General features: G+C 68.0%; 24 protein-coding genes and 4 pseudogenes. 8 read left to right on the top strand and 20 right to left on the bottom strand.

The window, feature by feature from the left end:
* The 5 genes and pseudogenes from AB0C96_RS41270 to AB0C96_RS41250 all read right to left on the bottom strand — a co-directional run.
* Positions 1-446, bottom strand: a pseudogene (locus tag AB0C96_RS41270) (potassium-transporting ATPase subunit B); the annotation flags it as partial.
* The gene (gene kdpA, locus AB0C96_RS41265) at positions 443-2,107 is read right to left on the bottom strand and encodes a potassium-transporting ATPase subunit KdpA (RefSeq protein WP_362925224.1); all 1,665 of its coding nucleotides are present in this window, start codon (positions 2,105-2,107) and stop codon (positions 443-445) included. The gene kdpA and the pseudogene AB0C96_RS41270, both read right to left, overlap by 4 nt.
* A 9-nt stretch (positions 2,108-2,116) precedes the next feature.
* Positions 2,117-2,206, bottom strand: a complete 90-nt coding sequence (kdpF, locus tag AB0C96_RS41260; RefSeq protein WP_018542562.1) for a K(+)-transporting ATPase subunit F — start codon at positions 2,204-2,206, stop codon at positions 2,117-2,119.
* A gap of 341 nt (positions 2,207-2,547) precedes the next feature.
* Positions 2,548-2,979, bottom strand: a complete 432-nt coding sequence (locus tag AB0C96_RS41255; RefSeq protein ID WP_362925222.1) for a universal stress protein — start codon at positions 2,977-2,979, stop codon at positions 2,548-2,550.
* Positions 2,969-3,097, bottom strand: a complete 129-nt coding sequence (locus AB0C96_RS41250) for a hypothetical protein (RefSeq protein ID WP_362925220.1) — start codon at positions 3,095-3,097, stop codon at positions 2,969-2,971. Before AB0C96_RS41250 ends, AB0C96_RS41255 begins: the two co-directional genes overlap by 11 nt.
* A gap of 363 nt (positions 3,098-3,460) precedes the next feature.
* On the opposite strand from AB0C96_RS41250, the gene AB0C96_RS41245 reads away from it, so the two are divergent.
* Complete coding sequence (locus AB0C96_RS41245; RefSeq protein WP_362925226.1) at positions 3,461-6,091, top strand: ATP-binding protein; 2,631 nt, start codon at positions 3,461-3,463, stop codon at positions 6,089-6,091.
* Between the two features lie 526 nt (positions 6,092-6,617).
* On the opposite strand, the gene AB0C96_RS41240 is transcribed toward AB0C96_RS41245, so the two are convergent.
* Positions 6,618-6,920 carry a hypothetical protein gene (locus AB0C96_RS41240; protein ID WP_362925218.1) on the bottom strand — a complete coding sequence of 101 codons (303 nt, stop codon included), beginning with the start codon at positions 6,918-6,920 and terminating at the stop codon, positions 6,618-6,620.
* 184 nt (positions 6,921-7,104) lie between these two features.
* On the opposite strand from AB0C96_RS41240, the gene AB0C96_RS41235 reads away from it, so the two are divergent.
* Positions 7,105-7,194, top strand: coding sequence for a K(+)-transporting ATPase subunit F (locus tag AB0C96_RS41235; protein WP_362925216.1), 90 nt, complete (start codon positions 7,105-7,107; stop codon positions 7,192-7,194).
* Positions 7,195-7,329: 135 nt separating this feature from the next.
* Here the strand turns inward: AB0C96_RS41235 and AB0C96_RS41230 are convergent, their stop codons facing one another.
* The 5 genes from AB0C96_RS41230 to AB0C96_RS41210 all read right to left on the bottom strand — a co-directional run bounded on the left by AB0C96_RS41230 (position 7,330) and on the right by AB0C96_RS41210 (position 12,495).
* Positions 7,330-7,875 (bottom strand): hypothetical protein, encoded by a 546-nt coding sequence (locus AB0C96_RS41230; protein ID WP_362925215.1) that lies wholly within the window; start codon positions 7,873-7,875, stop codon positions 7,330-7,332.
* Between the two features lie 110 nt (positions 7,876-7,985).
* Complete coding sequence (locus AB0C96_RS41225; RefSeq protein ID WP_362925214.1) at positions 7,986-9,953, bottom strand: amino acid transporter; 1,968 nt, start codon at positions 9,951-9,953, stop codon at positions 7,986-7,988.
* 200 nt (positions 9,954-10,153) lie between these two features.
* Entirely contained in the window at positions 10,154-10,534 is a 381-nt protein-coding gene (locus AB0C96_RS41220; RefSeq protein WP_362925213.1) for a hypothetical protein, read from the bottom strand.
* A 354-nt stretch (positions 10,535-10,888) separates the two neighbouring features.
* A complete protein-coding gene (locus AB0C96_RS41215; RefSeq protein ID WP_362925212.1) occupies positions 10,889-11,698 on the bottom strand; it encodes an SDR family NAD(P)-dependent oxidoreductase in 810 nt (269 codons plus the stop codon).
* A 392-nt stretch (positions 11,699-12,090) separates the two neighbouring features.
* Positions 12,091-12,495, bottom strand: a complete 405-nt coding sequence (locus tag AB0C96_RS41210) for a DUF3592 domain-containing protein (protein WP_362925211.1) — start codon at positions 12,493-12,495, stop codon at positions 12,091-12,093.
* Between the two features lie 198 nt (positions 12,496-12,693).
* Between AB0C96_RS41210 and AB0C96_RS41205 the strand changes: the two genes are divergently transcribed.
* Complete coding sequence (locus AB0C96_RS41205) at positions 12,694-13,218, top strand: hypothetical protein (protein ID WP_362925210.1); 525 nt, start codon at positions 12,694-12,696, stop codon at positions 13,216-13,218.
* 33 nt (positions 13,219-13,251) lie between these two features.
* Here AB0C96_RS41205 and kdpC read toward each other — a convergent pair whose 3' ends face one another.
* Positions 13,252-13,884: a potassium-transporting ATPase subunit KdpC gene (gene kdpC, locus AB0C96_RS41200; RefSeq protein ID WP_362925208.1), complete on the bottom strand. Its 633-nt coding sequence runs from the start codon at positions 13,882-13,884 to the stop codon at positions 13,252-13,254.
* A 15-nt stretch (positions 13,885-13,899) separates the two neighbouring features.
* Positions 13,900-14,472, bottom strand: a pseudogene (locus tag AB0C96_RS41195) (HAD-IC family P-type ATPase); the annotation flags it as partial.
* Positions 14,473-14,941: 469 nt separating this feature from the next.
* On the opposite strand from AB0C96_RS41195, the gene AB0C96_RS41190 reads away from it, so the two are divergent.
* Positions 14,942-15,559 carry a hypothetical protein gene (locus AB0C96_RS41190; protein WP_362925207.1) on the top strand — a complete coding sequence of 206 codons (618 nt, stop codon included), beginning with the start codon at positions 14,942-14,944 and terminating at the stop codon, positions 15,557-15,559.
* 34 nt (positions 15,560-15,593) lie between these two features.
* Positions 15,594-15,938 (top strand): hypothetical protein, encoded by a 345-nt coding sequence (locus tag AB0C96_RS41185; RefSeq protein ID WP_362925205.1) that lies wholly within the window; start codon positions 15,594-15,596, stop codon positions 15,936-15,938.
* Positions 15,939-16,076: 138 nt separating this feature from the next.
* Here AB0C96_RS41185 and AB0C96_RS41180 read toward each other — a convergent pair whose 3' ends face one another.
* The 3 genes from AB0C96_RS41180 to AB0C96_RS41170 form a co-directional block, all read right to left on the bottom strand.
* On the bottom strand, positions 16,077-16,361 hold the full coding sequence (locus tag AB0C96_RS41180; RefSeq protein WP_362925203.1) for a hypothetical protein: 285 nt from the start codon (positions 16,359-16,361) through the stop codon (positions 16,077-16,079).
* Between the two features lie 12 nt (positions 16,362-16,373).
* Positions 16,374-16,508 carry a hypothetical protein gene (locus AB0C96_RS41175; protein ID WP_362925202.1) on the bottom strand — a complete coding sequence of 45 codons (135 nt, stop codon included), beginning with the start codon at positions 16,506-16,508 and terminating at the stop codon, positions 16,374-16,376.
* Between the two features lie 357 nt (positions 16,509-16,865).
* Positions 16,866-18,194 (bottom strand): serine hydrolase domain-containing protein, encoded by a 1,329-nt coding sequence (locus AB0C96_RS41170; RefSeq protein ID WP_362925201.1) that lies wholly within the window; start codon positions 18,192-18,194, stop codon positions 16,866-16,868.
* A 229-nt stretch (positions 18,195-18,423) separates the two neighbouring features.
* On the opposite strand from AB0C96_RS41170, the pseudogene AB0C96_RS41165 reads away from it, so the two are divergent.
* Positions 18,424-18,569: pseudogene (locus AB0C96_RS41165) on the top strand (IS5/IS1182 family transposase); the annotation flags it as partial.
* A gap of 439 nt (positions 18,570-19,008) precedes the next feature.
* Here the strand turns inward: AB0C96_RS41165 and AB0C96_RS41160 are convergent.
* The 4 genes from AB0C96_RS41160 to AB0C96_RS41145 all read right to left on the bottom strand — a co-directional run bounded on the left by AB0C96_RS41160 (position 19,009) and on the right by AB0C96_RS41145 (position 21,669).
* Positions 19,009-19,314 (bottom strand): MazG-like family protein, encoded by a 306-nt coding sequence (locus tag AB0C96_RS41160; protein WP_362925199.1) that lies wholly within the window; start codon positions 19,312-19,314, stop codon positions 19,009-19,011.
* A gap of 80 nt (positions 19,315-19,394) precedes the next feature.
* Entirely contained in the window at positions 19,395-19,895 is a 501-nt protein-coding gene (locus tag AB0C96_RS41155) for a hypothetical protein (RefSeq protein ID WP_362925198.1), read from the bottom strand.
* Complete coding sequence (locus tag AB0C96_RS41150) at positions 19,892-20,737, bottom strand: nucleoside 2-deoxyribosyltransferase (RefSeq protein WP_362925196.1); 846 nt, start codon at positions 20,735-20,737, stop codon at positions 19,892-19,894. Before AB0C96_RS41150 ends, AB0C96_RS41155 begins: the two co-directional genes overlap by 4 nt.
* Before the next feature lie 89 nt (positions 20,738-20,826).
* Entirely contained in the window at positions 20,827-21,669 is an 843-nt protein-coding gene (locus AB0C96_RS41145; protein WP_362925194.1) for a recombinase family protein, read from the bottom strand.
* A 121-nt stretch (positions 21,670-21,790) separates the two neighbouring features.
* Between AB0C96_RS41145 and AB0C96_RS41140 the strand changes: the two are divergent.
* Positions 21,791-21,934: pseudogene (locus AB0C96_RS41140) on the top strand (flavin reductase family protein); the annotation flags it as partial.
* Between the two features lie 213 nt (positions 21,935-22,147).
* Positions 22,148-22,339, top strand: a complete 192-nt coding sequence (locus AB0C96_RS41135) for a hypothetical protein (RefSeq protein WP_362925193.1) — start codon at positions 22,148-22,150, stop codon at positions 22,337-22,339.
* Positions 22,340-22,405: the final 66 nt, after the last annotated feature.

Genomic DNA, 22,405 nt, shown 5'->3' with positions numbered 1-22,405 from the left:
TCGGTGCCGGGCACCTGCTCCTCGGTGTCGCCGTTGAGCCGGCGCGCCACGGTGTCGGTCTTGGCCTTGCGCAGGGTGTCGGCCTGCGCCTTGCCACGACCCTCGGCGACCGCCTCCGCCAGATTGGCGAAGACGACGGTCAGCCACAGCCAGGCCGCGATGACCCAGCCGAACCAGCTGCCCGGGTCCTTGAGCGCCAGGGCGGTGGTGACCACCGAGCCGACCAGGACCACGAACATGACCGGGGACTTGACCATCACCCGGGGGTCGAGCTTGCGGAAGGCATCGGGCAGCGACTTCAGCAGCTGCTTCGGGTCGAACAGGCCCGCACCCACGCGCCCGCCGTCCTTGTGCCCGGTGGGGATGTCGCTGTGCGGCGCCCGGGTCGGGGCGGCCGGGGTATCCGTGGACATGTCGTTCTCGTGCTTCTTTGAATCGGTGGTCATGACGCCAGCCCTTCAGCGAGCGGGCCCAGGGCGAGCGCCGGGAAGAAGGTCAGACCGGTGACGATCAGGAGCGTGCCGACCAGCAGCCCGGTGAAGAGCGGCTTCTCGGTACGCAGGGTGCCCGCGGTCTCGGGAACCGGCTTCTGCTCGGCGAGCGAGCCGGCGAGGGCGAGTACGAACACCATCGGCAGGAACCGGCCGAGCAGCATGCACAGGCCGATGGTGATGTTGAAGAACGGCGTGTTGGCACCGAAGCCCGCGAAGGCGGAACCGTTGTTGTTCGAGCCCGACGTGTAGGCGTACAGCACCTCGGAGAAGCCGTGCGCCCCGATGTTGGTCATGGCTTCCTTGCCGTCCGGCAGGGCGATGGCCACCGCCGTGCCGATCAGCACCAGCGCCGGGGTGATCAGGATGTAGCAGGCCGCGAGCTTGATCTCGCGGGTGCCGATCTTCTTGCCCAGGTACTCCGGCGTACGACCGACCATCAGGCCCGCGATGAACACCGCGATGATCGCCATGATCAACATGCCGTAGAGCCCCGAGCCGACGCCGCCGGGCGTGATCTCGCCGAGCATCATGCCCAGCAGCAGCACGCCGCCGGACAGACCGCTGAACGAGTCGTGGAAGGAGTTGACCGACCCGGTCGACGTCATCGTGGTGGAGACGGCGAAGAGCGACGAGGGGCCCTCGCCGAACCGCTGCTCCTTGCCCTCCATCGCGCCGCCCGCGAGCTGTGAGGCGGTGCCCGGGTGGGCGTATTCCAGCCAGGTCACGGCGACGACGGCGCCGATCCAGATGAGGCCCATGGCCGCGACGATCGCGTAACCCTGCTTGATCGAACCCACCATCTTGCCGAAGGTCCGGGGCAGCGAGAACGGGATCACCAGCAGCAGGAAGATCTCCAGCAGGTTCGTGAAGCCGTTGGGGTTCTCGAAGGGGTGGGCGGAGTTGGCGTTGAAGAAGCCGCCGCCGTTGGTACCCAGGTCCTTGATGGCTTCCTGGGACGCCACCGCGCCGGGGCTGAGGGCCTGCTTGTCACCGGTGAGCGTGGTGATGTGGTGGATGTCGCCGAAGTTCTGGATCGCACCGCACGCCACCAGGATGACCGCGGCGATCACCGACAGCGGGATCAGGATGCGAACGGTGCCCCGCACCAGGTCGGACCAGAAGTTGCCCAGGTCGCCGGTGCGGGAGCGGGCGAAACCACGGACCAGCGCCACGGCCACCGCCATGCCGACGGCCGCCGAGATGAAGTTCTGCACGGCCAGTCCGGCGGTCTGGGTGACGTGGCTCATGGCCACTTCACCCGAGTACGACTGCCAGTTGGTGTTGGAGATGAAGGACGCGGCCGTGTTGAAGGCCTGGTCCGGCGTGATCGGCTTGAAGCCGAGCGACAGCGGCAGCTTGTCCTGTACGCGCTGCATCACGTAGAGGAAGAGCACGCCGACGGCCGAGAATATGAGGACGCCGCGCAGGTACGCGGGCCACCGCATCTCGGCGTCGGGGTTGGCGCCGACGCTGCGGTAGATCCACTTCTCCACGCGCAGGTGCTTCTTGGAGGAGTAGACGGCGGCCATGAAGTCGCCGAGCGGGCGGTGCACCAGGGCGAGCGCGACGACGAGCGCGGTGACCTGGAGCACATCAGCAAGAACGGGGCTCATATCTGCGGCTCAGAACCTCTCCGGGAACACAAGGGCGAGGACGAGATAACCCAGCAGGGCGACGGCCACGATCAGGCCGATGAGGTTTTCGGCGGTCATAGCTTCGTCACCCCCTTGGCGACGAGGGCCACCAGCGCGAAGGACGCGATCGTGGTGACCACGAAGGCCAGATCGGCCATCGTGAGCTCCTGAGGAGAGTTTCGGAGGAACGGACCAGGAGAGGGAATCGCGCCAGTGGCTCGTTATCGCCCCTCGTTGACGGTGCCCTTACGGCCATGGGTGCGACATTGACGGATCCCTAACGCCTGTGAGGGAACCTGGGCATGCGCAGCGCGACAACCGGCTGATGCCAGCGATGGGGTATCGCCCAGGGCCGGATCGAGGAAGCAAACAGCGCGGCGGACGTCAGGGCCGTAGCGGAATGAGCACGAGCGCACCGGTCAGGGACCGTCGTCCGTCATGTGTCCGGCCGCTGAGCAGCGAAAAGAATGTGGCTTCGACACGGCTCCGCGGAATCCCTCCACGGGGCCGGTAGCGGGACCGTCAGTCCGCCAGCTCCCGTGTGTCGAGTGGAAGTTGCCAGGCGTTGCGACGGTGCACGGCATCGAGAGTGCGGTGCAGGAGAGAGAGGGCACAGCCAGCACCGGGCAGCCGGCGCGTGCGACGCGGTAGCGGGCAACGGAGGGCCACATGGCCCGGCGCAGTCTGCCGCGCTCTCCGGCACCGATCACCAGGAGATCGTCGGGCCGGTCCGCGACCGCCGACAGGACCTTCCCCGGTTTGCCTTGTACGACCGAGGCCCCCGGCGGGACCCCGGGGCCGGCGCTGCCGAAGGCGGATTCCAGGGCTTCGAGCAGCTGCTCACTCGCCATTCGGTGCCACGGATGCAGCGAGGCGGGCCTCGATGGCCGCCCGGTGCAGCGCGGCGAGGCTGCCCAGCGAACCGCTCACGCCGGCCACGATGCGTCGCCGTTCGCCCGGTCCGCTCATGGGCCCTGCTCCTCGCGCTGTGGCACGTTCATCTCGCGCCTATCAAAAGCCCGCCTTCTGATCGATAGGAACTCGTTGGCGCTTCCCCGACGAGGGACGCGGAGACTCTGACGGCTCCATGAAGACGGCACCGGGTACCGAGGGGAGGCGACGCGAGAGCGCGCAGCACCGGACGAGTGCGACGCTGATCCCGGCGCCCGGATCAGAGAAGTGTCAACGTCTTCGAACGCCATCGTGGTATTTGCCGACGCGAAGTGACGATGTCCTGGAGAACCTCGCACGCCGTCGGTGCCGTACCGTCACCCTTCGCGGCGCCGCCCGGCGTGCCGACTTCCGGAAGAGGAGTCCGTGAAGGAGTACGTGATGGCGCGGGGCAGCGAACCGATCACCCCGCCGGGCCCGCGCCCCGGCAGCCTGAAGGTCTTTCTCGGGGCCGCACCCGGCGTGGGCAAGACCTACCGGATGCTGGACGAGGGCAGGCGCCGGGCCGCCCGCGGCACGGAGGTGGTAGTGGCCTTCGCCGAGTGCCATGGTCGTCCGTCCACCGAGGCGATGCTCGAAGGGCTCACCGTGTTGCCGCGAGCAACGCGCCGGTATCGCGGCACCGGCTTCGCAGAACTCGACCTCGACCGGGCACTGGAACTGCGTCCCGCCGTGGTGCTCATCGACGAACTCGCGCACACCAACGCACCCGGCGGCCGGCACACCAAGCGCTGGCAGGACGTCGAGGAACTCCTCGGCGCCGGCATCGACGTGGTGGCCACGCTCAACATCCAGCACGTGGAATCCCTCAGCGATGTGGCCGAGAAGATCACCGGTGTGCCGCAGCTCGAAACCGTGCCGGATGACGTGGTCCGCCGTGCCGACCAGATCGAGCTGGTCGACCTGCCGGTCGAAGGGCTGCGCCGCCGTATGGCACATGGCAACATCTACCCGCCCGAGAAGGTCGACGCGGCACTGTCGCACTACTTCCGCGTCGGGAACCTCACCGCGCTGCGGGAGTTGGCGCTGCTGTGGGTGGCGGGCCGGGTGGACGAGGCACTGCGCACGTACCGGTACGAGCACAGCATCGGCCGCGTGTGGGAGACCCGTGAACGCGTGGTGGTGGCGCTCACCGGCGGATCCGAAGGCGAGACCCTGATCCGCCGTGCCGCCCGGATCGTGGACCTCCCCCGAGCTCTCAACTCCGTTCGAGCAGGGGGGACCCCCATCTCCGGCGGCGATCTGCTGGCCGTCCACATCACCCGCAGCGACGGCCTGGCCGGCTCCTCGCCCGCCGCGCTGGCAAGACAACGGCAGCTTCTGGAGAGCCTCGGTGGCAGCTACCACTCGGTGGTCGGAGACGATGTGCCCGCCGCCCTGCTGGACTTCGCCCGTGCGCAGAACGCCACCCAGCTCGTGGTCGGGGCCAGCCGCCGCGGCAGGCTGCGGCGGGTGCTGATGCCGCGCGGGGTGGGGGAGACGGTCGTCGAGCTGTCCGGCGACATCGACGTCCACATGGTCACCCATGAACACGCAGGCCAGGGAAGGCGATGGGCCGCCCCCGGAAGTGGTCTGCCGCGCTCGCGCCGGCTGGCCGGCCCCGTCGCCGGTCTGGTCCTTCCCATACTGCTGACCGTGGCACTGCGCGGCATCTCGGGCCCGCTCGCCCTCAACCTCACCAGCGAGGCCCTGCTCTTCCTGCTCACCGTGCTGGGCGTGGCCTGCATCGGCGGCGTGGCCTCCGCGCTGCTCGCCTCGGTGACGACCTCGCTGCTGCTGAACTACTACTTCATCCCGCCCGTCGGCCACTTCACCTTCGCCTCGGCCAATGTCGTCGTCGCCCAGGCCGCCTTCACCATCGTCGCCGTCACCGTCGCCGCCATCGTCGACCGGTCGCTGCGGCTGAGCCGACGGGCCGCACGGGCGACCGCGGAAGCCGAGGCCCTCACCTCGCTTGCGGGCAACATCCTGCGCGGGGACCGGGCCGTACCCGTCCTCCTGGAACGCACCCGTGAGACCTTCGGCATGCACAGCGTCGAACTGCGGCCCCGAAGGGAAGAGTCGGAGGGGCCGGGTGCCGGAGGCGGCCCGATGCCCGACCACAACCACGACCGTGATCACGAGACCAAGGTCGTCATAGGGGACGACAACGTCCTGGTACTGAGCGGGCGTCGGCTGCCCGCTTCCGAGCACCGCGTCCTGACGGCCTTCGCCGCGCATCTGACCGCGGCCGTCGAGCGGGCCCGGCTCGCCGAGGCCGCGGCCGAGATCGAACCAGTCAAGGCGGCGGACCGCATGCGCACCGCACTGCTCGCCGCGGTCGGGCACGACCTGCGGACACCCCTGGCCGGCTGCTGGGCCGCGGTCAGCTCGCTGCGCAGCCGCGAGGTGGACTTCTCACCCGAGGACCGCGAGGAACTCCTCGCCACCGCCGAGGAATCCCTCGCCAAGCTCAGCCGCCTGGTCGACAACCTCCTCGACATGAGCCGACTCCAGGCCGGCGCACTGACCCTGCGCCTGGAGCCCATCGCCCTCACCGAGGTGCTCCCCACCGCTCTGGACACCCTGCCGGACGCACTTCCTCAGGTGCTCGACCACGTGGTGACCCAGGGGGTGGAGACCGCCCCCGACGTGCTCGCGGACCCGCCCCTGCTGGAACGCGTCATCGCCAACCTGGTTTCCAACGCGGTACGTCACTCACCCGCCGGGCGCCCGGTCACCATCGCTGCCAGCACGCTGGCCGGGAGGGTGGAACTGCGGATCACCGACCGCGGGCCCGGCATCCAACTCGTCGACCAGCAGCGGGCGTTCCAGCCCTTCCAACGCCTGGGCGACACGGACAACACCACCGGCCTCGGCCTTGGTCTCGCGCTCTCCCGTGGCCTCACGGAGGCGATGGGCGGCACCCTCACCCCCGAAGAGACCCCCGGCGGCGGACTGACGATGGTCGTCTCCCTGCCGGCCGCGCCAGCCATGGCCGAGGCTTCGCCCGTACGGGAAGGCCGCACATGAGGCACGAGACGTGAGGCATGAGGTGTGCGGGATCGGGCACGAGGCGGAGCCGCACATGCAGGCTCCGGGGCGCACTGCGTCAGTCCGAGAGCAGTGACGCGGACGGTTGCCCGTTCCCTCGGCTTCGATGACGAGCACCCGACGTACCCGCTCGTCGGGCGTGCTCAATGCCGCAGCCATGCTCAAGGCGGCCCGCGCTCCGGGGACGTCGAAGGGGGCGACGTCCTCCCGTGCGCCCAGCGCGTACGCCGCGCGGGCGGACTGTCATGTCGTTCCTCCCTGTGGATCCCGTGTGGCATCACATCGTGAACCGAGCCGCGTACAAGGTCGCGTGCCGTTTCGCGTACGGGCCCTGCGCAGGGGTGTACAGGGCCCGATTCCTCCGGCTTCCCCGGCCTGGCTTGTTTTCAGTGGTGGGCGCCAGTGTTCTTGATGTGTTCCAGACGGGGTGGGGCGGAGCTCGGCAGCTGCCGAACAGTGCCGCGGCGTTTGGGAAGCCCGCTCTGCGACATCGCGTCGCCCGGAGTCAGCCTTTGGGCGGCAAAGGCTGGGCACCGACCTTGCGGCGGAGCCGCCAGAAGCCGAGAAGGACCAGTACCACGTAGGTACCCAGAGCGATGGCGCCCGTTCCCGCGAGCAATCGCTGCCACCAGGACCACCCCATCGCTCCGAGTGCTCCGGCGAACAGACTGGCGGGTGCCAGCAGGAAGAACAGTGTGGTCTTGATCGGGTCGGGGCCCCATGACCAGGCGGCCGCCAGCCGTTCCGGAAGCCGCGGCCTGCCGCCGGAACCAGCGCGCCAGCCTCGTACTTCCCCCCTGTGCGTCATGATCCGTGAGAGTACTGGCCCCGGCCCTCGGCGTCTCGGTCGGCCGCCGTTCGCGTTCCGTTAGGGAATCGGCCGCGTGTTCTCCGGTCGCGCCCCGGCCCGCCACGGTGGAGTCGATCGGGGGTGCGGTGACAATGCGGAGGTCCGTGAGTATGTGTGGAAAGACAGCACTGGCGGTGGTGTCGTGAACGTGGAGCGCGTGGTGGGTCTGCTGGTTGCCGTCTCGCTGGTCGGGCTGCTGCTGGTCACCGTCAAGTTCTCGGACCGGTTCTGAGGTCTCCCTCCACGTCCTCCGGATCCCTGGACGTCAGGCCCTCCGGCGCCGTCACACTCCGGGGTGTCGAGCCGGGGCGGAGCCGGGCGGTGCGTTGAAGACCGGCCGCAGCCCGCAGCCCGCAGGCGCGCGTGCTCACAGCAGCCCGGAGGCCGTGAGGACCGCGCGTGCTTCCCGCCCATCGATCTGGTCCGCCAACTCCTCCAGCACGTCGGCACCGTGGCGTAGCGTGCCGCGTTCGACGGAGCGATGCGCGCCGGCGTCGAGCAGATGCCAGATGAGCGGATTGGCCACCAGGACACGAGGGGCCAGTTCCAGCCTCTGCCCGTGCGCGTCCAGTAGGACCAGGCGCACGTCGATGCTGCCGTACTGCCGCATCGTGACGAGCGCGTCGGTACGCACTCGGCGCTCTCCCTTGAGGCCACGTACTGCCAGCCACCCTTCGCCCGCGGTGACGCGCGGCGGCAGGAACACGGCGAGTACCGCGACCCCGAGCACGACCCAGAGCCCGGCGCGGCGCAGTGTCAAACCGTCCGTACCCCAGTCGAGCAGCATGAGTAGACCGACGAACGCCAGGGAGTACTGAAGCGCGCGCCGGGCAGCCGCACGCCAGTGGCGGTCGGTGGTTGTTTCCGGCCGCCCGGCGTGTGTCGCAGCGGCGGGATCGGTTCTCCGTCCCATTCTGCTCACGTTAGGCAGGATGGCGGTGGACGCCCGCTCTCCTGGCACCTCCCTGATGCTGCGTCGTTCCTTCTTGTCGCACTCTTGACGCGGAGTCGCTGTGTGCCCTTTCAGCCGACGTGGACGCGTGGGCGGCGGGCCCGGTCGGGCTCTGCTACGCGGAGGACCTCACGGGTGACGGGGGCGACTTCGCCCTGGCCGAAGAGGAAGAAGCGGAGGAACTGGGCCAGGGGGTTGCCTTCGGTCCATTCGAAGTAGATGTGCGGCCGCTGCCCGGTTTCGTCGCGGACGTGCAACAGCAGTGCGGCCAGCGCGTTGGAGATGGTGGAGCTTTCCAGGACGAGCACGCGGTAGCGGCCGTGCAGAACCTCGCCGTGGACGTGCAGTTCGCTCTCGAATTCGGAAGGGTCGCCGATGGTGACCTCGACGAAGATGAAGTCGTCCGAGGCCAGGAGGTCGTTGTCGGTGCGGATCTGCTGGAGCTTGTCGCGGTATTCGGCCACGTCGCGCTGGTCGGGTTCGTTCGCGATGAGGCGGATCTTGCGGTGGGCGATGTCGCGGATGAAGCGTTCGGCCATCTCGTCGAGCCGGACGCTGGTCACCCGCAGTTCGAAGGCCCGGACGAGGCGGGAGAAGAGCGAGAGCAGGATGATGCCGGCGATGAAGCAGGCGCCGATTTTGACACCGTCGGGCCGTTCGATGATGTTAGCGATGGTCGTGTAGAGGAACACCATGGAGATGACGGCGAAGCCGATCGTCCAGCCGCGCTGGCCGGCGCGGTGGGCGGCGATGGTCACGGCAATCGCGGCGGAGCTGATCAGGACGAGCACGCCGGTGGCGTAGGCGCCGCTCTGAGCGTCGACATCGGCGTTGAAGACCCAGGTCACCAAGAACGCGACGAGGGTGAACACCAGCACCATCGGGCGCACCGCCCGTGCCCAGTGGGGCGCCATGCCGTAGCGGGGCAGGTACTGCGGCATCAGGTTCAGCAGTCCGGCCATGGCCGAGGCGCCGGCGAACCACAGGATGGCGATGGTGGAGATGTCGTAGACCGTGCCGAAGGCGGAACCGAGGTACTTGTGTGCGAGGTACGCCAGGGCGCGCCCATTGGCTGCGCCGCCCGGCTGGAACGCGTCCTTCGGGATAAGCAGGGTCGTCACGAAGCTGGAGACGATCAGAAAGGCGCTCATGATGACGGCGGCGGTGGTGAGCAGCTTCCTCGCACCCCGGATCCGCCCCGTGGGCCGGGCCTCGGTGTCGCCGGGCTCGCCCTCGATGTGCGGCATCACCGCCACACCGGTCTCGAAGCCGGAGAGCCCCAGCGCCAGCTTCGGGAAGACCAGCAGCGCCACCCCGACCATGGCCAGCGCGTTCCCGTGCTCGGTGGTCAGGGCATCGGACCAGTCGGTGACCAGGTGCGGCGCGGTGACCACGTGCCACAGCCCGGCGACGACCACGACGGCGTTGAGGGCGAGGTAGAGGCCGACCAGGGCCACCGCCACCCCGATCGCCTCCAGGAAACCTTTGAGGAAGACCCCGCCGAGCAGGGCGACCAGGATCAGCGTGATGAGCATCTGCTCGTTGTGCAGGGCGCTGTTGACGTGTGGGTTCTCCACGAGGTGGGTGGCGGCGTCGGCGGCCGACAGGGTGATGGTGATCAGGAAGTCGGTGGCCGCGAACCCCAGCAGCGTCAGGACGAACAGCTTGCCCTTCCAGAAGGACAGCAGCCGCTCCAGCATCGCGATCGACCCCTGGCCGTGCGGACTCTCCTTCGCCACCCGCCGGTAGACCGGCAGCGCGCCGGCGAGCGTCAGGACGACCAGGACGATGGTGGCGATCGGCGACAACAGGCCGGCGGCGAGGGCGGCGATGCCCGGCTGGTAGCCGAGGGTGGAGAAGTAGTCCACACCGGTCAGGCACATCACCCGCCACCACCGCTGGCCCTTGTGGGCGCTCTGTGGTCCGGCATGCGGCCCGGGGTGGCGCTTGGCCATATCGGTCAGGCCTTCCAGCATCCACGCCCGCAAGCGATGCCGCACGGCGACCCTGGACGGACCGGCAGGCGCAGAGGCGGCCATCGTGTGCTCCTGTCGTACCGCGAAAAGATCCAGCCATCGACGCGACGGCCAGGTCAGGGTACGTACCCGCGGCGGTTTCGCCATGATGTTCGTCAAGATGGCGGCCTCGTGTCCCCGGAAGGGCGGCGCGGGTGGGCCAGGTGCACGAGGGAACGCCGAAGCACAGAGCGGGGTGGGCCGGCCCTGCGGAGGGCTCGGCCTCAGGGTTTGGTGGCCGAGGTACGCAGTACCAGATGGCAGGGGTGCTCCTCGCCCTCCCGGAGGAAGGTGATCCGTACGCGGATCTCACACGCCTTGGCCGCCAGGGCGGGCTGTGCGGTGACGCTGCCACGGGTGTGCGTGCCGTCGCCGGCGGCTCCGTAGGCGCCGCCCCAGTCGAAGTACTCATTGCCGACGTCGTCCATGGCCTCAAGAGCCAGCAGCACAGGGGAGTGCTCGGCTGTGGCCGGCAGGGGCGGGGTGATCGTGTAGAGGAGGGTGAAGGAGTCGTCCCGGCGTTGCAGGTTGTGGACGGACAGTTCGTGGGCGCCGTCGAGGATCTTCACCGAGGCGAGGGGGACGGGGGTGCGGTGCGGCTTCATGGCGCTCCTCGTTGACGGGTGGTGTTCAGGCGATGAGCCCGGCAGCGCGGCGGGCCGGTTGTCCGGTGGAGTGGTGAACGCGCACGTGCCCCAGGCGGAGCTGACGACCGGATGCGGGGCCGCTGTGGCTGTTGTCAGGGGAACAGGTGCAGCGGAGTTCCTCATGAGGGTGGCGGGGCGGCCCTGTCAGGCGGGCCACCCCGTTCGGTGGTTCAGCTCTGTCCGGCCTTGCTGCCGTGGTTCGCCTTCTTCTTTCGGCGGGCCTTCTTCTTGCGGGCGCGCTTGTACATGGGCGTGTGAGCCTTTCGTTCTCGGGAGATTGCCTGGTAGTGCTTCAGACGGTGGTGGTGTTCTTCAGGCGTGGTGGACGACCAACTGGTCGGCGAGCTTGGTGAGGCGCTTGACCGTGCGGTCCTCGGTGGCCGCCGGGGCGGCGTCGACGCGCTGGTCGCAGTCGTAGTAGGCGCCGTTGACGATCTCGGTGGCCGGGTCGCAGAGGCGCACGACGTGGGTAGCACCCTCGGCCGGGGCGGCACCGCTGTTCGCGTAGAGGGACATCAGGGCCGTCTCGCAGACGCCCGGGTGGACGGAGACCGCCGTCACCCGGGGGTCGGCGGCGAAGACGGTGAGGGCGAGCTGCGACTGGGCGTAGGCGGCGAGCCGGGAGTAACGCCGGGCGCGCTGCGGATCGCTCCACTGGATCGAGGCGGTGCGGTGCAGCGACGAGGAGACGTTGACGACCCGGCCGCCCGGGTCGCTGGTCAGCGCCGGCTCCAGGAGGCAGGTCAGCAGGTAGTGGGCGAGGAAGTTGACCTGGAACGCGATCTCGTTGCCGTCGGTGGTGAGGGTGTGGCGTTCGGGCGCGGCGATGCCGGCGTTGTTCACCAGGACGTCCAGGTGAGGGTGCTCGGTGACGACGCGCCGCGCCATCGCCTCGACCTCGTCGAGGCGCGTGAAGTCGGCGGCGAATCCGCACAGTTGGGCGGCATCGACATCAGCGGTGGCGATGAGCTGGTCGGCCGCGGCCTGGGCCTCTTCGGCGGTGCGGCCGTGTACGAGGACGGTGGCGCCGCGCTCGGCGAGCTGTCGGGCGGTCTCGAAGCCGATGCCGGAGGTCGCGCCGGTCACCAGGACGGAACGGGCGGAGAGGTTGGGGGTGGACACGATCCATTCCAGGATGGGAGACGAAAGGGAAGAGGGCACGCCGACTGGACCCGTCAGGGCCTGAGGACGCGCCGGTTACAGAGAAGAGGGCGCTGGATCAGATCACGGCACCCCGTAGGGATGCGGGGGGCGACTCAGCGGGAGGCGGAGGTCTCCGGGCAGCGCGGCGCACGAGACGAGGCCGCCGACCGTGACATGGCACGGCTTCGCCATGACGGCGGTCGGTCGAGCAGAAGCCGGGCGCTGTTCACAACACCCATCAAATGTCCTGCCCGACGCGGCTTCAAGAGTTCGGCGCGCGTGTTGACGCACCCCTGATGAGCTGCGACCCGACTGATGACGAGCGAAGCTCCGCTGATGTCCTGGTGAAGGAGCGGAGCGAGAGCCCGTGGTCACCGGCTCGTCAGCGCGACAGCGAGCGCGGTCAGTGAGAGCAGCACGACGAGGGCGCCTCCGGCAATGAACGCGCGGTCCTGACCCGGGCGCTTCAGGTCATGGACGACGACGTTGCGTGGATCGGCGGGATCGTAGAGCACGAGCACGCGGTCGCCGTCATCGAGCGGCTGGCGGTGGGAGGGGGCCACAGGACTGATGACCTCCATCACACGGTCGTCGTCCGTCACGAACTGGAGCAGCGGGCGCGGCAAGGCCGGCTCGCCCGCTGCGTCGACCGGCGGCCGTTTGACGAGGGCCTCCACGCGTACGCCGGTCCGCCTCACCCGTTGTGCCTGACGCAGGCCGTAGGCGCCTGCCAGTACGGCGAGGAGGCCCCCGAACGCGGCGATTCCCACGAACACGACCACAGCTCCTGCGTCCACGGATCTCCGTTCCGCTGGTGAAGGATGTATGCCAAGGCTGCGCGATTCCTTCGTCGATGGCCAGCGTGGTGCCGTTGCTCCGTTGGGACGTTACGCAGGGCGGCCAGGCCGCGGCGAATCCATGGCAGTCCCCGAAACCGCTGGCCCCGCGGGTTGGCCGGCGTCGAGAATCTCGCCATGACCGAAAGCCGCGACGACGCAGACCGCATATTCGTCCGCAGCAGATGGGGAACGAACCGTTACGTCTACAACCCGCACAACCCCATCGGCTGCGCCCTCGTCGTCGGCTCGCTGCTGTTCGCCGCCGGGGGAATGTACCTGCTCAAGCACGACCCGGGCCTCCTCAGCGGTACCGAAGACTGGGACGGAGGCCAATTGCGGTCCGCTGCTTCCGCGGCGACCGTCGAGCTGTCGAACGATGCGGAGTTCGGGCCGGGGACCATCAACTACCCGGACATCCTGCGTGCCGCCATCGCGAAGCATGGCCACGGCTCCAAGGACGCGCTGACCGTCACGCTCGCGTCGGAGACACCGGAATCCGCCGTGTTCTACGGGGGCACGGAAAAGGCCGACTACTCGGTCACTGCCCACGGCACGGACACCGCCTTCTGCCTCGGCGTCCGGGCCACGATGCGCAGGCAGGCAACGCACTACGACTCCGTCGCCATCTCCGTCGGTGATGGCGCGTGCCCAGCCTCCTGATACCTCTTCGCCCTGCCCCCTGCGTGGTCATGGCTACCCCAGCCCGGCGAGGTCGTGGTTGAGCTCGACGACGTTGACGCGCTGCTGACCCAGGAACCCCAGGACACGACCCTGGACGTGGTCGGCGACCAGCTTCCTGACCCTGACGGGAAGGAGACGACGGGCCATTGCCACCCGGTCGATCTGCTCGTACGCGTACGCCGGGGAGATCGCCGGGTCGAGTCCAGAGCCGCTGGCGGTCACCGCGTCCACCGGGACGGACGCGGGGGAGACCCCGTCGAACGCCGCCACGGCGGCTCGGCGTTGCCTGACCGCCGCGGTCAGATCGGGGTTGTTCGGGCCGAGGTTGGAGGCACCGGACGCCAGCGGGTCGTATCCGCCCGCGGACGGGCGGGGCTGGAACCACTTGGGGTCGGGCCGCAGTTCCTCCTTCGGGTCCTGGGGATTCTTCTTCGGCAGGGCGAAGTTCTGGCCGATCAGGCTGGAAGCGACCGGCTTGCCATTCGTCGTCAGCAGGGAGCCATTGGCCTGGTGCGGGAACGCGGCCTGGGCGATGCCGGTGACAAGCAGGGGATAGGCGATGCGGGTGATCACGGTGAACACGAGCAGCATCCGCAGCGCCGCCAGGTGCTGCCGGAGCACGGGAGGGAGGTGGTGGGTGGGCATCGTGGGTCGCCTTCCTCAGCGCAGGCCGGGGATGAACTGGATCACGAGGTCGAGCAGTTTGATGCCGAGGAAGGGCAGGACCAGCCCGCCGAGTCCGTACATCCAGATGTTGCGGCTGAGCAGCTTCGCGGCGGAGGACGGCCGGTAGCGCACACCGCGCAGCGCGAGCGGGATCAGCGCGACGATGATCAGCGCATTGAAGACGATCGCCGAGGAGATCGCCGAGCTGGGGCTGTGCAACCGCATGATGTTGAGGGTGTCCAGGCCCGGGTAAACGCCGGCGAACATCGCAGGGATGATCGCGAAGTACTTCGCGACGTCGTTGGCGATCGAGAAGGTGGTCAACGCGCCCCGGGTGATGAGGAGTTGCTTTCCGATCTCGACGATCTCGATGAGCTTGGTCGGGTTGGAGTCGAGGTTGACCATGTTGCCGGCCTCCTTGGCGGCCGACGTACCCGTGTTCATCGCAACGCCGACATCCGCCTGGGCCAGCGCCGGGGCGTCGTTCGTTCCGTCCCCGGCCATCGCGACCAGCTTGCCGCCCTCCTGCTCCTGCCGGATCAGGGTCATCTTGTCCTCGGGAGTGGCAATCAGGGCGGACCCGCGTTCTACACATCCGAGACGATGCTCGCCTCAAAGGGCTTCACCAAGCCGGACCCCGCTGCTCAACAGTCGCCCCTTGCCCAGTTCGCCGAACGCGCAGCACGGGCCCACGGCTGCGCTCCGGTGCGGGCCGGCTAGCCCAGCAGCAACGGGGTCGTTCGACCGGAACCTTCGATGACCGGCATGGAGCGTCTCGTCGATGTTGGCCTGTCAGCCTGCGCATGAAGCCTGTGTCGACGTCAGCGGTGGTCTCCTCGTCTGGCATCTGGGGGCATTGGTGCCTGGCGGAGTGGTGGGCCGTTGGCGGTGGGGGAGGACGCGGAGTGCTGGGGGGAGCTGAGAGTTTGATGACTTCCTGACGGTTGCCCAACGATCTTCGCCCTCGATGCAACCTACGCTGGAGCAACTGGTGCAACACCTGTACCAAGTACGACATCTGGGGGAGAACATCCGAATGACCGCACGTTCACGCCGAATAGCGGTAGCCGCCGCTTGCGGCGCGGCGCTCCTGCTGACCACCACGGGCGCCGCGCAGGCCGAGATTCCGGCTCCGGCATCGTCACCCTCGACGGGTGACGTGGCCGCACTCCTGGCGCAGATGCGCGAGCAGGGCATCGCCCAGGCCGGCGGCTCGCTCGCCGATCTGCGGAAGCAGGCGGCGGCGGCCGGGCCGCGCACCACCGCCACCGCCATGGCGGCGAAGAGCAAGCTGCCGAAGTGCCGAGGAACCTTCAAGCACGCCGCCGCCACCGTTGTTCTCCAGGAGTCCATGAAGCACGGGATTCCGTGGGTCGTGAAGCTGACCGCGGCCAATGCCCCGCAGGGGCGCGTGAACTTCAACGCGAAGATCTTCGCCAACAAGCGCGAGGCCAACGTCTACCAGGAGCACCCGAACAAGCAGTGGTGGTACCAGTTCCATGGTCCACTGCCGCGTAAGTTCGATGTGAAGGGCAGCAAGAAGGACTACAAGATGCAGCGCGGGGACGACGTGTCGTTCCTGTGGACCTGGCGGTCCGTGCGTGATCCGCGCAGCGGTGGCTACCGTGTCGTGAACTGCGAGTTCAAGCCGTAGCGGGAGGCAGGCAGTGATGTCATCATCGGATTCGGTGCCGGAGCCCGCAGCGGTCTTCGCGCCCATCGACCACGATCTGCGTGTCTGCGGCCTTGTGCCCGGCGCTGTCTATGCGCAGCTCGGGACTCTGGAGCTCGATCCGGAGCTCGTCGCCGATCCTGAGCCCGGTCCGGCGGTGAAGTCTCTCGCCTTCCACACTCAGGCGGCCGTCCTTGAGAACCTTCAAGCGATCAAGGGCGGCCGCCCCTGGCCCGTGTGTCAGGGGAAGCATCCGCATCCCATGAGCCTCGCCTCGGACGCGGAAGGGGGCTGGCCGTACTGGTACTGCCCGAAGAATCCCTCGTACCGATTCGCGGTAGGCCAGCACCCTGGCGGCTGAGCCGTAGGTCAGGTGCGGCTGCTTCTCGTCGAGCGAGGGACAGTCAGTTGGTGGTGTGGGATACCAGGTTGTTGTCTCAGGCCACCCATGGCCGCCGAGCTCAGACGTTTGTGGAGCGGGACGCAGGCACGAGGCCGTCTAACCGGTGACGACCGCGACCAGGATCAGCGCCGTGGCGGCCTGGAGGTAGCAGATCCGAGACTGTCCGCCCCACCCAACACGATGGCGGCCAGCTGGGCGACGACGGTGCGCTGCGTGGTGCGCCTCGCAGTCGGCCAGCCCAGTCAGTGCCGTACAGCCACGGGAGAACGCCCGCAGCACAAGCATCACCAGCGCGAACCCCACGAAGTCCACCTCACGGCGCTCCGCCTCGATGCCGGACCGGTAGAGGTGGAGATTGCCGACACGTGGGTGGGCGTCCATCCCGGCGGTGCATTACTGAAGGTGTTCGTGGATGCGCCGGCGCTGGAGTTCGCCGAGGAGGCGGTCCGTGCGCTGGTGGAGGAGCTGCTTGAACGCTCGGAGCTTCTTGCCGATAAGACGGTTGAACGCTGCGAGGTCGAACTCCACCCCGACCTCGCGAAGGAGAGGCTGAAGGCGGCTGAAGGTCCGGATGCACCACCGAACGACCTCGCATCGCGGTGTGCTCGACTGAGCGGGCCAGTCGCTGGGAAGTCTTCCATGGGCCTGACGAGCGATCCCGTTGATGCCGAAGCTGTGCAGCGCAGGATGCACCGCTGCCGAGCAGGCACCCCCTCAGCCGACTTCGTCCCCGACGGGTTCATCGACCGTGTGCCTGCTCGGCCCGGCGTCCGCGCCTGCGAATCGGCCACGCCGAGTTCGGTGAGTTCGGCGTGGCCCAGTTCGCGCTCTACATCATGGACGATCAGAAGGAGTCCGCCGTCAAGGCGTACGGGTCCTCGGTGCTCAGCTCGTCGGCTGGGCCGGCTTGACCCCGTCAGCCGACGCTGCCTGCCTGTTGCAGAACACCTTCTTGAGGAGCTTTTCCAGCGCCTTCGGGAACACCTGCGCCTGGTCGATCGCGGCGTCCCCCATGGTGATCGAGGCGGTCATGGTCATCTTGCCGTCGGGCGTGCTGTACATCAGCGCCCCGTAGCCGTTGTTGCTGCCGTCGTGGTTGAGGAGGGTGCCGACGCAGTTCGGACCCGTGTCCTGCACGTACAGCCCGAGGCCGTAACGGCCGAAGAGGCCGCTGCTCTTGGGGTGCGGCTTGCGCATCTCGGCCAGCAGCTTGGCCGGGATGAGCTTGTCGCTGTTCAGCGCGGAGAAGAACGTGTGGAGATCCTTGGTGGTCGAGATCATCTCGCCGGCGCTGGAGATCCAGGAGGGGTTCTGGCGGGTGACGTCGACGACCTTCCACTGGCCGGCGTCCTCATACCGGTGGTAGCCGTGGGCGTGCGGCCCGGGGATGTCCGTCCGGGTGCCTGGCACCATGGTGTCGTGCAGGTGGAGCGGCCGCAGGATCCGCCGCTTCATCTCCTCGTCGTAGGGCTGGCCGGTGACCTTCTCGATCAGCAGCCTGGCCAGCACGTAGTTGGTGTTGGAGTAGCTCCAGTTCGTCCCCGGCTCGAACTTCGCCGGCTTGGACAGCGCCAGCCGTACCAGCTCTTCGGGCTGGTAGGTGTGGAACCGCTTGTCCACCCACTCCTTGCCCTGCCAGGGGATGCCCGGCACGTACGTCCCGTCGTCGTAGACCTCGCCGCCGGCGAAGTTGAACAACCCGCTGGTGTGCTGCAACAGCATCCGCACCGTTATCCGCCGGTCCAGCTTGAACTCGGGCAGGTAGTCGGCTACCGGCCCGTCCAGCCTGACCTTGCCGTCGGCCACCAGTTGCAGCATCAGGGTCGCGACGAAGTTCTTGGTGGTGCTGCCGATCCGGAAGCGGCCGTTCGTCGGCGGCTTGGCACTCTGGCCCAGCTTGCGCACCCCGGCGCTGCCGACCCACTCGCCCCGCTGATCGTTCACCCGCATCTGCATCCCGGCGTAACCGGCATCGACGAACTCCTGGATGGCCTGCTGTAGCTCCGGGCGATCCTGCTGCGTAGCGGCCCTGGGCACTGCCCTGCTGGCCGGGGTGGCCACCGCGGGTGTGGCCACCCCGGCCAGCAGCGTGAATGTCAGCGCCGCGACCCCTACTCGCCGGAAGGCCCGCGGCATCTGGGCCCTGTTGCTTTGGGTGCCCCTGGATATCCCTGAGGCCTCCTGCTCGGCCTTGTCGAGGAGGCTGTGTGTCACGACCCCAAGGCTGTTCATTCTTGAGTTTAAGCTCATGGCGCCAATATGGCGCACGCGTGGCGCCAATGCAAGCCGCATTTGCCCATGAGGGCTTCCGGGATGGCGCCTATCTGGCGTCACGCGGAGGAAATGTGCTGGTCAGGCGTATGGTGCCACGGTCTATTCCTGGCTTCTGATGCCAGCCATCCAAGTCAGTGGCCGTGGACGGCGGGCGATCAACCACGATTCGGGCGTGCACTCCAGCGAGTGCCGCGGCCGCCGCAGGCGGGTCGTGGAGCACACCATGCCGTGGCTCACCCGCTACCGTCGCCTGTCTCCTCGGTGCGAGCGGGGCGCCGCGACTACCTGGCGTTTCTCGGCCTCGCCGCAGCCCTTTCATGGACCTCGCGTCGCACCGCCTGCATGTACATGGGCGACTGGTCGTCGTTCCTTCGAGCTGCGATTTCGGTGGCGGTGTCGAAGCCCAGGCCGAAGTGCAGGCCCTGGGGCCCGGCTGCGACAGCTGCCCACCGGCCCCTCCATGCCCTGCTCGGCCGCCGTCTCCAGCGTCAGGTCGATGGGAATCCGTAGGTGTCATGCAGCAGCAACGCCTGCAAGCCGGACGGGAACGCATTCTTGCCGCGCGACCTGCCGCGACTTCGGGCCATGCCCACCTACCTCCTGTCGATCCGCGAGCACCTTCATCGCCGCATTCAGCGCGCGTCGGGTCGGTCCGCCTGCAGGTACGGCGAAGCTTTGGCGAGGAACCAACGTCGACACTCGCGGCGACGTGATCTCTGTCAGGCCGGCACCAGGGAACGCCAGAGGGAGGAACTCAGCCCTCGCTCACGCGGATCGGCACACCGTGTTCGTTGCGCTCGTACTCGCGGCGGACGTTCTTCTCGATCTTCCGGGTGACCTCGTGGTCCAAGTCGATGCCGTTCATCTCGGCGACGGCTACCAAGTACAAGAAGATGTCGGCCAGTTCTTCGCCGAAGTCCGGGAGGCGCTTCCGCCATGCCGTGAACGCCTCTCCGATCTCAGCGTTCAAGAGGCCGAACTCCAACGGAACGTCAGTGGTGTTGAACCCCTTCTCGGTCTTGTTCTCCCAGGCGAGCTTCTGGGCGGTCCGGATTTCCACGGCTCCTCCGGGGCAGTGCAGCAGTTGCTGCCGCAGCCTATAGAGGGCCAAGTGGCTCCTGCGGACGGATGCGAGGGATCTCACCCTGTCGTAGGAAGGTCGAGTGCCGTCGTATCGATGGTCTCCACGGGGCAGTACGACGCGAGCGCGTCGAACGTCCGCTGGTAGCCGATCACGAGGTCTGTGATTTCGCCCAGGTCGGCAGCTGACCCGTCACGTTGCCGTAGCCGCTGCTGTATCACGGCAGGGGGCGCGGTCAGATGGAGAAACAGTCCGCTCCGGTTGACGACGGCTTCGGCGAGATCGATGGCCTGGCTCCAGGTGAGTCGCGAATGCCCCCGCAGCAAAGGGCCGTAGACGAGTTCGCTGAGGAAGCATCGGTCGAGCAGAAGCGGCCCTGGCTGGTCCAACAGCGCGCGGTACCGGTTCACGAGATCGAGATGATCCGGGGTGCGAGGTGAGTGGGTGATGGTGAAGCCGTGCTCGGCGGCCAGCCGGGTGGCGAGCGTGGTCTTCCCGACACCGTCGCATCCCTCCAGGACCAGGGTTTTGTGGCCAGCTGCCACGGCCTCGAAGCTCACGACCGCAGCCAGTCGTCAAGCGCTGCCGAGTCCGTCAAGTGAGCGGAGACGGCGTACTGAATCATGAGGTTGCGCCAGTTGGGCTCTCGCCCGTCGGCATGGGTGAAGCCGGGGCGGGGTTGGTACGCGGCGATTCGCGTGCGGCGAGCCACTGCTGCCCCGATCAGCAGCGCAGCCCCGGGCGGAGTCTCCGGGCCCGACACGTCGGCGACCAGTACGTCGGACGCCAGTGCCTTGGCCAGGTCGTGGCGTGCCGCCGCCACAGGATCTGAGTCGACGAAGCGGGCGGGGGTCCGTACGGTGTAGCCGGCGCCCTGGACGAGTGCCACCACGTCCCCTTGCCCGGCGAGATACGGGGACTGCTCTACGAACGCGAATAGCCCGGCCCCATCGCGGAGCGAGGCTGTAGCCGGGCGCTGCGCGAGAAGGTCGAACAAGCTCTCGGCAGTCGCGTCCAGAGCCCGGCCGACCTGGCTATCGTTGCGGTCGGCGAATATCTTGAACCGCGTCTTGGGGGTATCCACCGGCGGCTCACCCGCCAGCCTGGCAACCCTGATGAGGCTCGTCGCCGCCGCTTGGACGAGGGGATCGGGAAAGTCGAACCGGGGCCCGTCCGCGGTGAGTGAGTAGGTCTGGAAGTCGCTCGTCATGACGACGACGGGAACGCCAACGGCGTAGGCGTACACCATCTCCATGCACACGCCGTCATCCAAGCTCGGCCCATGGAGCACAGCGACCATGCCGGTCAGCTTCCCGAGACGTTCGATGTCCAACTCGAAGAGGCGCCGGCCCTTCACCTCGGCGACAAGGTCCTCCTCGTTGGTGTCGCGATAGGTTCCCACGAGCCGAGCAGGGGGCGTCCCTCGTCATCGAAGAGGACCAGTGACCAGCCGTCCCCGGCAGTAGCTGCTTGGACCCGATGTTTCCCAGACTAGGAGACCATGCCCGCGTAGCGCGGATTGCGGAGCATCTTGGCGACCATCGTGGACGACCAGGTGCGAGCGGCAGGAGGCTTGATCTCTTCGGTGTTGAAGGCCCTGGCGATGCTGTAGGCCGATTCCCCCGACTTGAAGTCCTGGAAGATCCGGACGACCACATCGGCCTCGTCCGGGACGGGCTGACCCTTGCGCTCGCCCTTGCGGACCCAGCCGTACGCGATGCGGCCCTGCGCGAGTCCGTTCTGGGCGGCGGACAGGTGTTGGCGGGCGACGCGGCGGGCGGTTTCCTCGGAGGACTTGAGCGCCATCACGCACATCATGCGGGCCATGTGGCGGTCGCTGTCGTTGATGAGGTTCATGCGGCCGCCGGTGGCGCCGGTGACCGGGCGCTTGACGTACTCGACGATGTCGATGAGGTCTTCGAGGTCCCGGGGCTGGCGCACCAGCCGGTCGAGGTCGTAGAAGATCACGCCGTCGATGACGCCGATGGCGAGGTCGGCGAGGAGCTGACGGAACTCGGGGCGCACGACGATCCAGTCGATGGAGCCGTCGGGCTTGACGACCTTGCGCTTCTTGAAGGCCGAGGTGTCGTTCTCCCGGTAGACCTTGGCGAAGGGTCCCCAGCGCAGGCGGGCGCGGGTGTCTTGTGCGTCTTCGAGCTGGCGGTCGACGCCGGCTTCGGGGCCGAAGCGGTCGGAGGAGATGCGGAGGTAGGCGCCGGGGCGTTTGGGGGCGTATGCCGCAAGGTGGTCGTAGAGGTTGAGGGTTACCTGGCCGCCGCGGGCGTGGGCGGGGACCTCGAAGTCCTCCCAGACGGTGGGGGCTGCTGTTCGCACGGTGTTGGCTCCTGGTGCTCGGTGGCTCCCGACGCCGGGCAATTTCCGTCGAACTCAGGGGTTTGGTGGTGCCGTGGATCCGCCGTAGGATCCGCGGCTGCCCTCCTGGATACTGATCGCCATGCGCATTGACTTTGATCCTGCTGAGATGTCCCGCAACGACTTCTACAAGCTGCTGACCTCGACGGTGGTGCCGCGGCCGATCGCCTGGGTGTCGGCGATGTCAGCGGACGGCGTCCACAACCTCGCCCCTGCGAAGTTCTTTGGAAAGTGATACCGGGGGATGGGACGTTAGCCCAGGTCAGGGCATTGTGGCAATGGATTGCCCGTGCACCTGGGCGTGAGGCAATCGGCCAGGCGGGATAGGTCGGATCCTGTCATGTGCTGAGGTGATGGGCGGTGCGGCTGCAGGCTGTGGCGGCACGGACTGCAGCCATCAGGACTGTCTCTGCTCCGCTGGCTCATCACTCTCAGCCACATGAACCGCCGTATCCGCAGATCCATGATCGGCTGGAAGCGGGACGTGGGCGCCAGGGGGTGCGCCGATCACCTTCAGGGCTGCCGGGACGATGGGCTCGACCCACAGCCGGTCGACGTCGCGTTCCAGCACCTGGAGGACTTCCAGACAGTCGACGACGGTGTGTGGCCTGGCCGCGCCTATCGGCCGTAGTGGCTGAGGAACACGTCGACGCCGCCGGTGATCAGGCGGTCGGTGAGTGCGGCGTCCGGGGCGTTG

The organism is Streptomyces sp. NPDC048506 (assembly GCF_040651315.1).
Classification (GTDB): Bacteria; Actinomycetota; Actinomycetes; order Streptomycetales; family Streptomycetaceae; genus Streptomyces.
Note: the sequence above shows the minus strand (reverse complement) of the source record. Positions and strands in the feature narration are given on the sequence as shown.

Excerpts from the sequence above, each read along its gene's own strand:
- kdpA (WP_362925224.1), bottom strand. The coding sequence starts at position 2,107 with ATGAGCCCCGTTCTTGCTGATGTGCTCCAGGTCACCGCGCTCGTCGTC.
- kdpF (WP_018542562.1), bottom strand. The coding sequence starts at position 2,206 with ATGACCGCCGAAAACCTCATCGGCCTGATCGTGGCCGTCGCCCTGCTG.
- AB0C96_RS41255 (WP_362925222.1), bottom strand. The coding sequence starts at position 2,979 with ATGGCGAGTGAGCAGCTGCTCGAAGCCCTGGAATCCGCCTTCGGCAGC.
- AB0C96_RS41250 (WP_362925220.1), bottom strand. The coding sequence starts at position 3,097 with ATGAGCGGACCGGGCGAACGGCGACGCATCGTGGCCGGCGTGAGCGGT.
- AB0C96_RS41245 (WP_362925226.1), top strand. The coding sequence starts at position 3,461 with ATGGCGCGGGGCAGCGAACCGATCACCCCGCCGGGCCCGCGCCCCGGC.
- AB0C96_RS41240 (WP_362925218.1), bottom strand. The coding sequence starts at position 6,920 with ATGACGCACAGGGGGGAAGTACGAGGCTGGCGCGCTGGTTCCGGCGGC.
- AB0C96_RS41230 (WP_362925215.1), bottom strand. The coding sequence starts at position 7,875 with ATGGGACGGAGAACCGATCCCGCCGCTGCGACACACGCCGGGCGGCCG.
- AB0C96_RS41225 (WP_362925214.1), bottom strand. The coding sequence starts at position 9,953 with ATGGCCGCCTCTGCGCCTGCCGGTCCGTCCAGGGTCGCCGTGCGGCAT.
- AB0C96_RS41220 (WP_362925213.1), bottom strand. The coding sequence starts at position 10,534 with ATGAAGCCGCACCGCACCCCCGTCCCCCTCGCCTCGGTGAAGATCCTC.
- AB0C96_RS41205 (WP_362925210.1), top strand. The coding sequence starts at position 12,694 with ATGACCGAAAGCCGCGACGACGCAGACCGCATATTCGTCCGCAGCAGA.
- kdpC (WP_362925208.1), bottom strand. The coding sequence starts at position 13,884 with ATGCCCACCCACCACCTCCCTCCCGTGCTCCGGCAGCACCTGGCGGCG.
- AB0C96_RS41190 (WP_362925207.1), top strand. The coding sequence starts at position 14,942 with ATGACCGCACGTTCACGCCGAATAGCGGTAGCCGCCGCTTGCGGCGCG.
- AB0C96_RS41180 (WP_362925203.1), bottom strand. The coding sequence starts at position 16,361 with ATGGACGCCCACCCACGTGTCGGCAATCTCCACCTCTACCGGTCCGGC.
- AB0C96_RS41135 (WP_362925193.1), top strand. The coding sequence starts at position 22,148 with ATGAACCGCCGTATCCGCAGATCCATGATCGGCTGGAAGCGGGACGTG.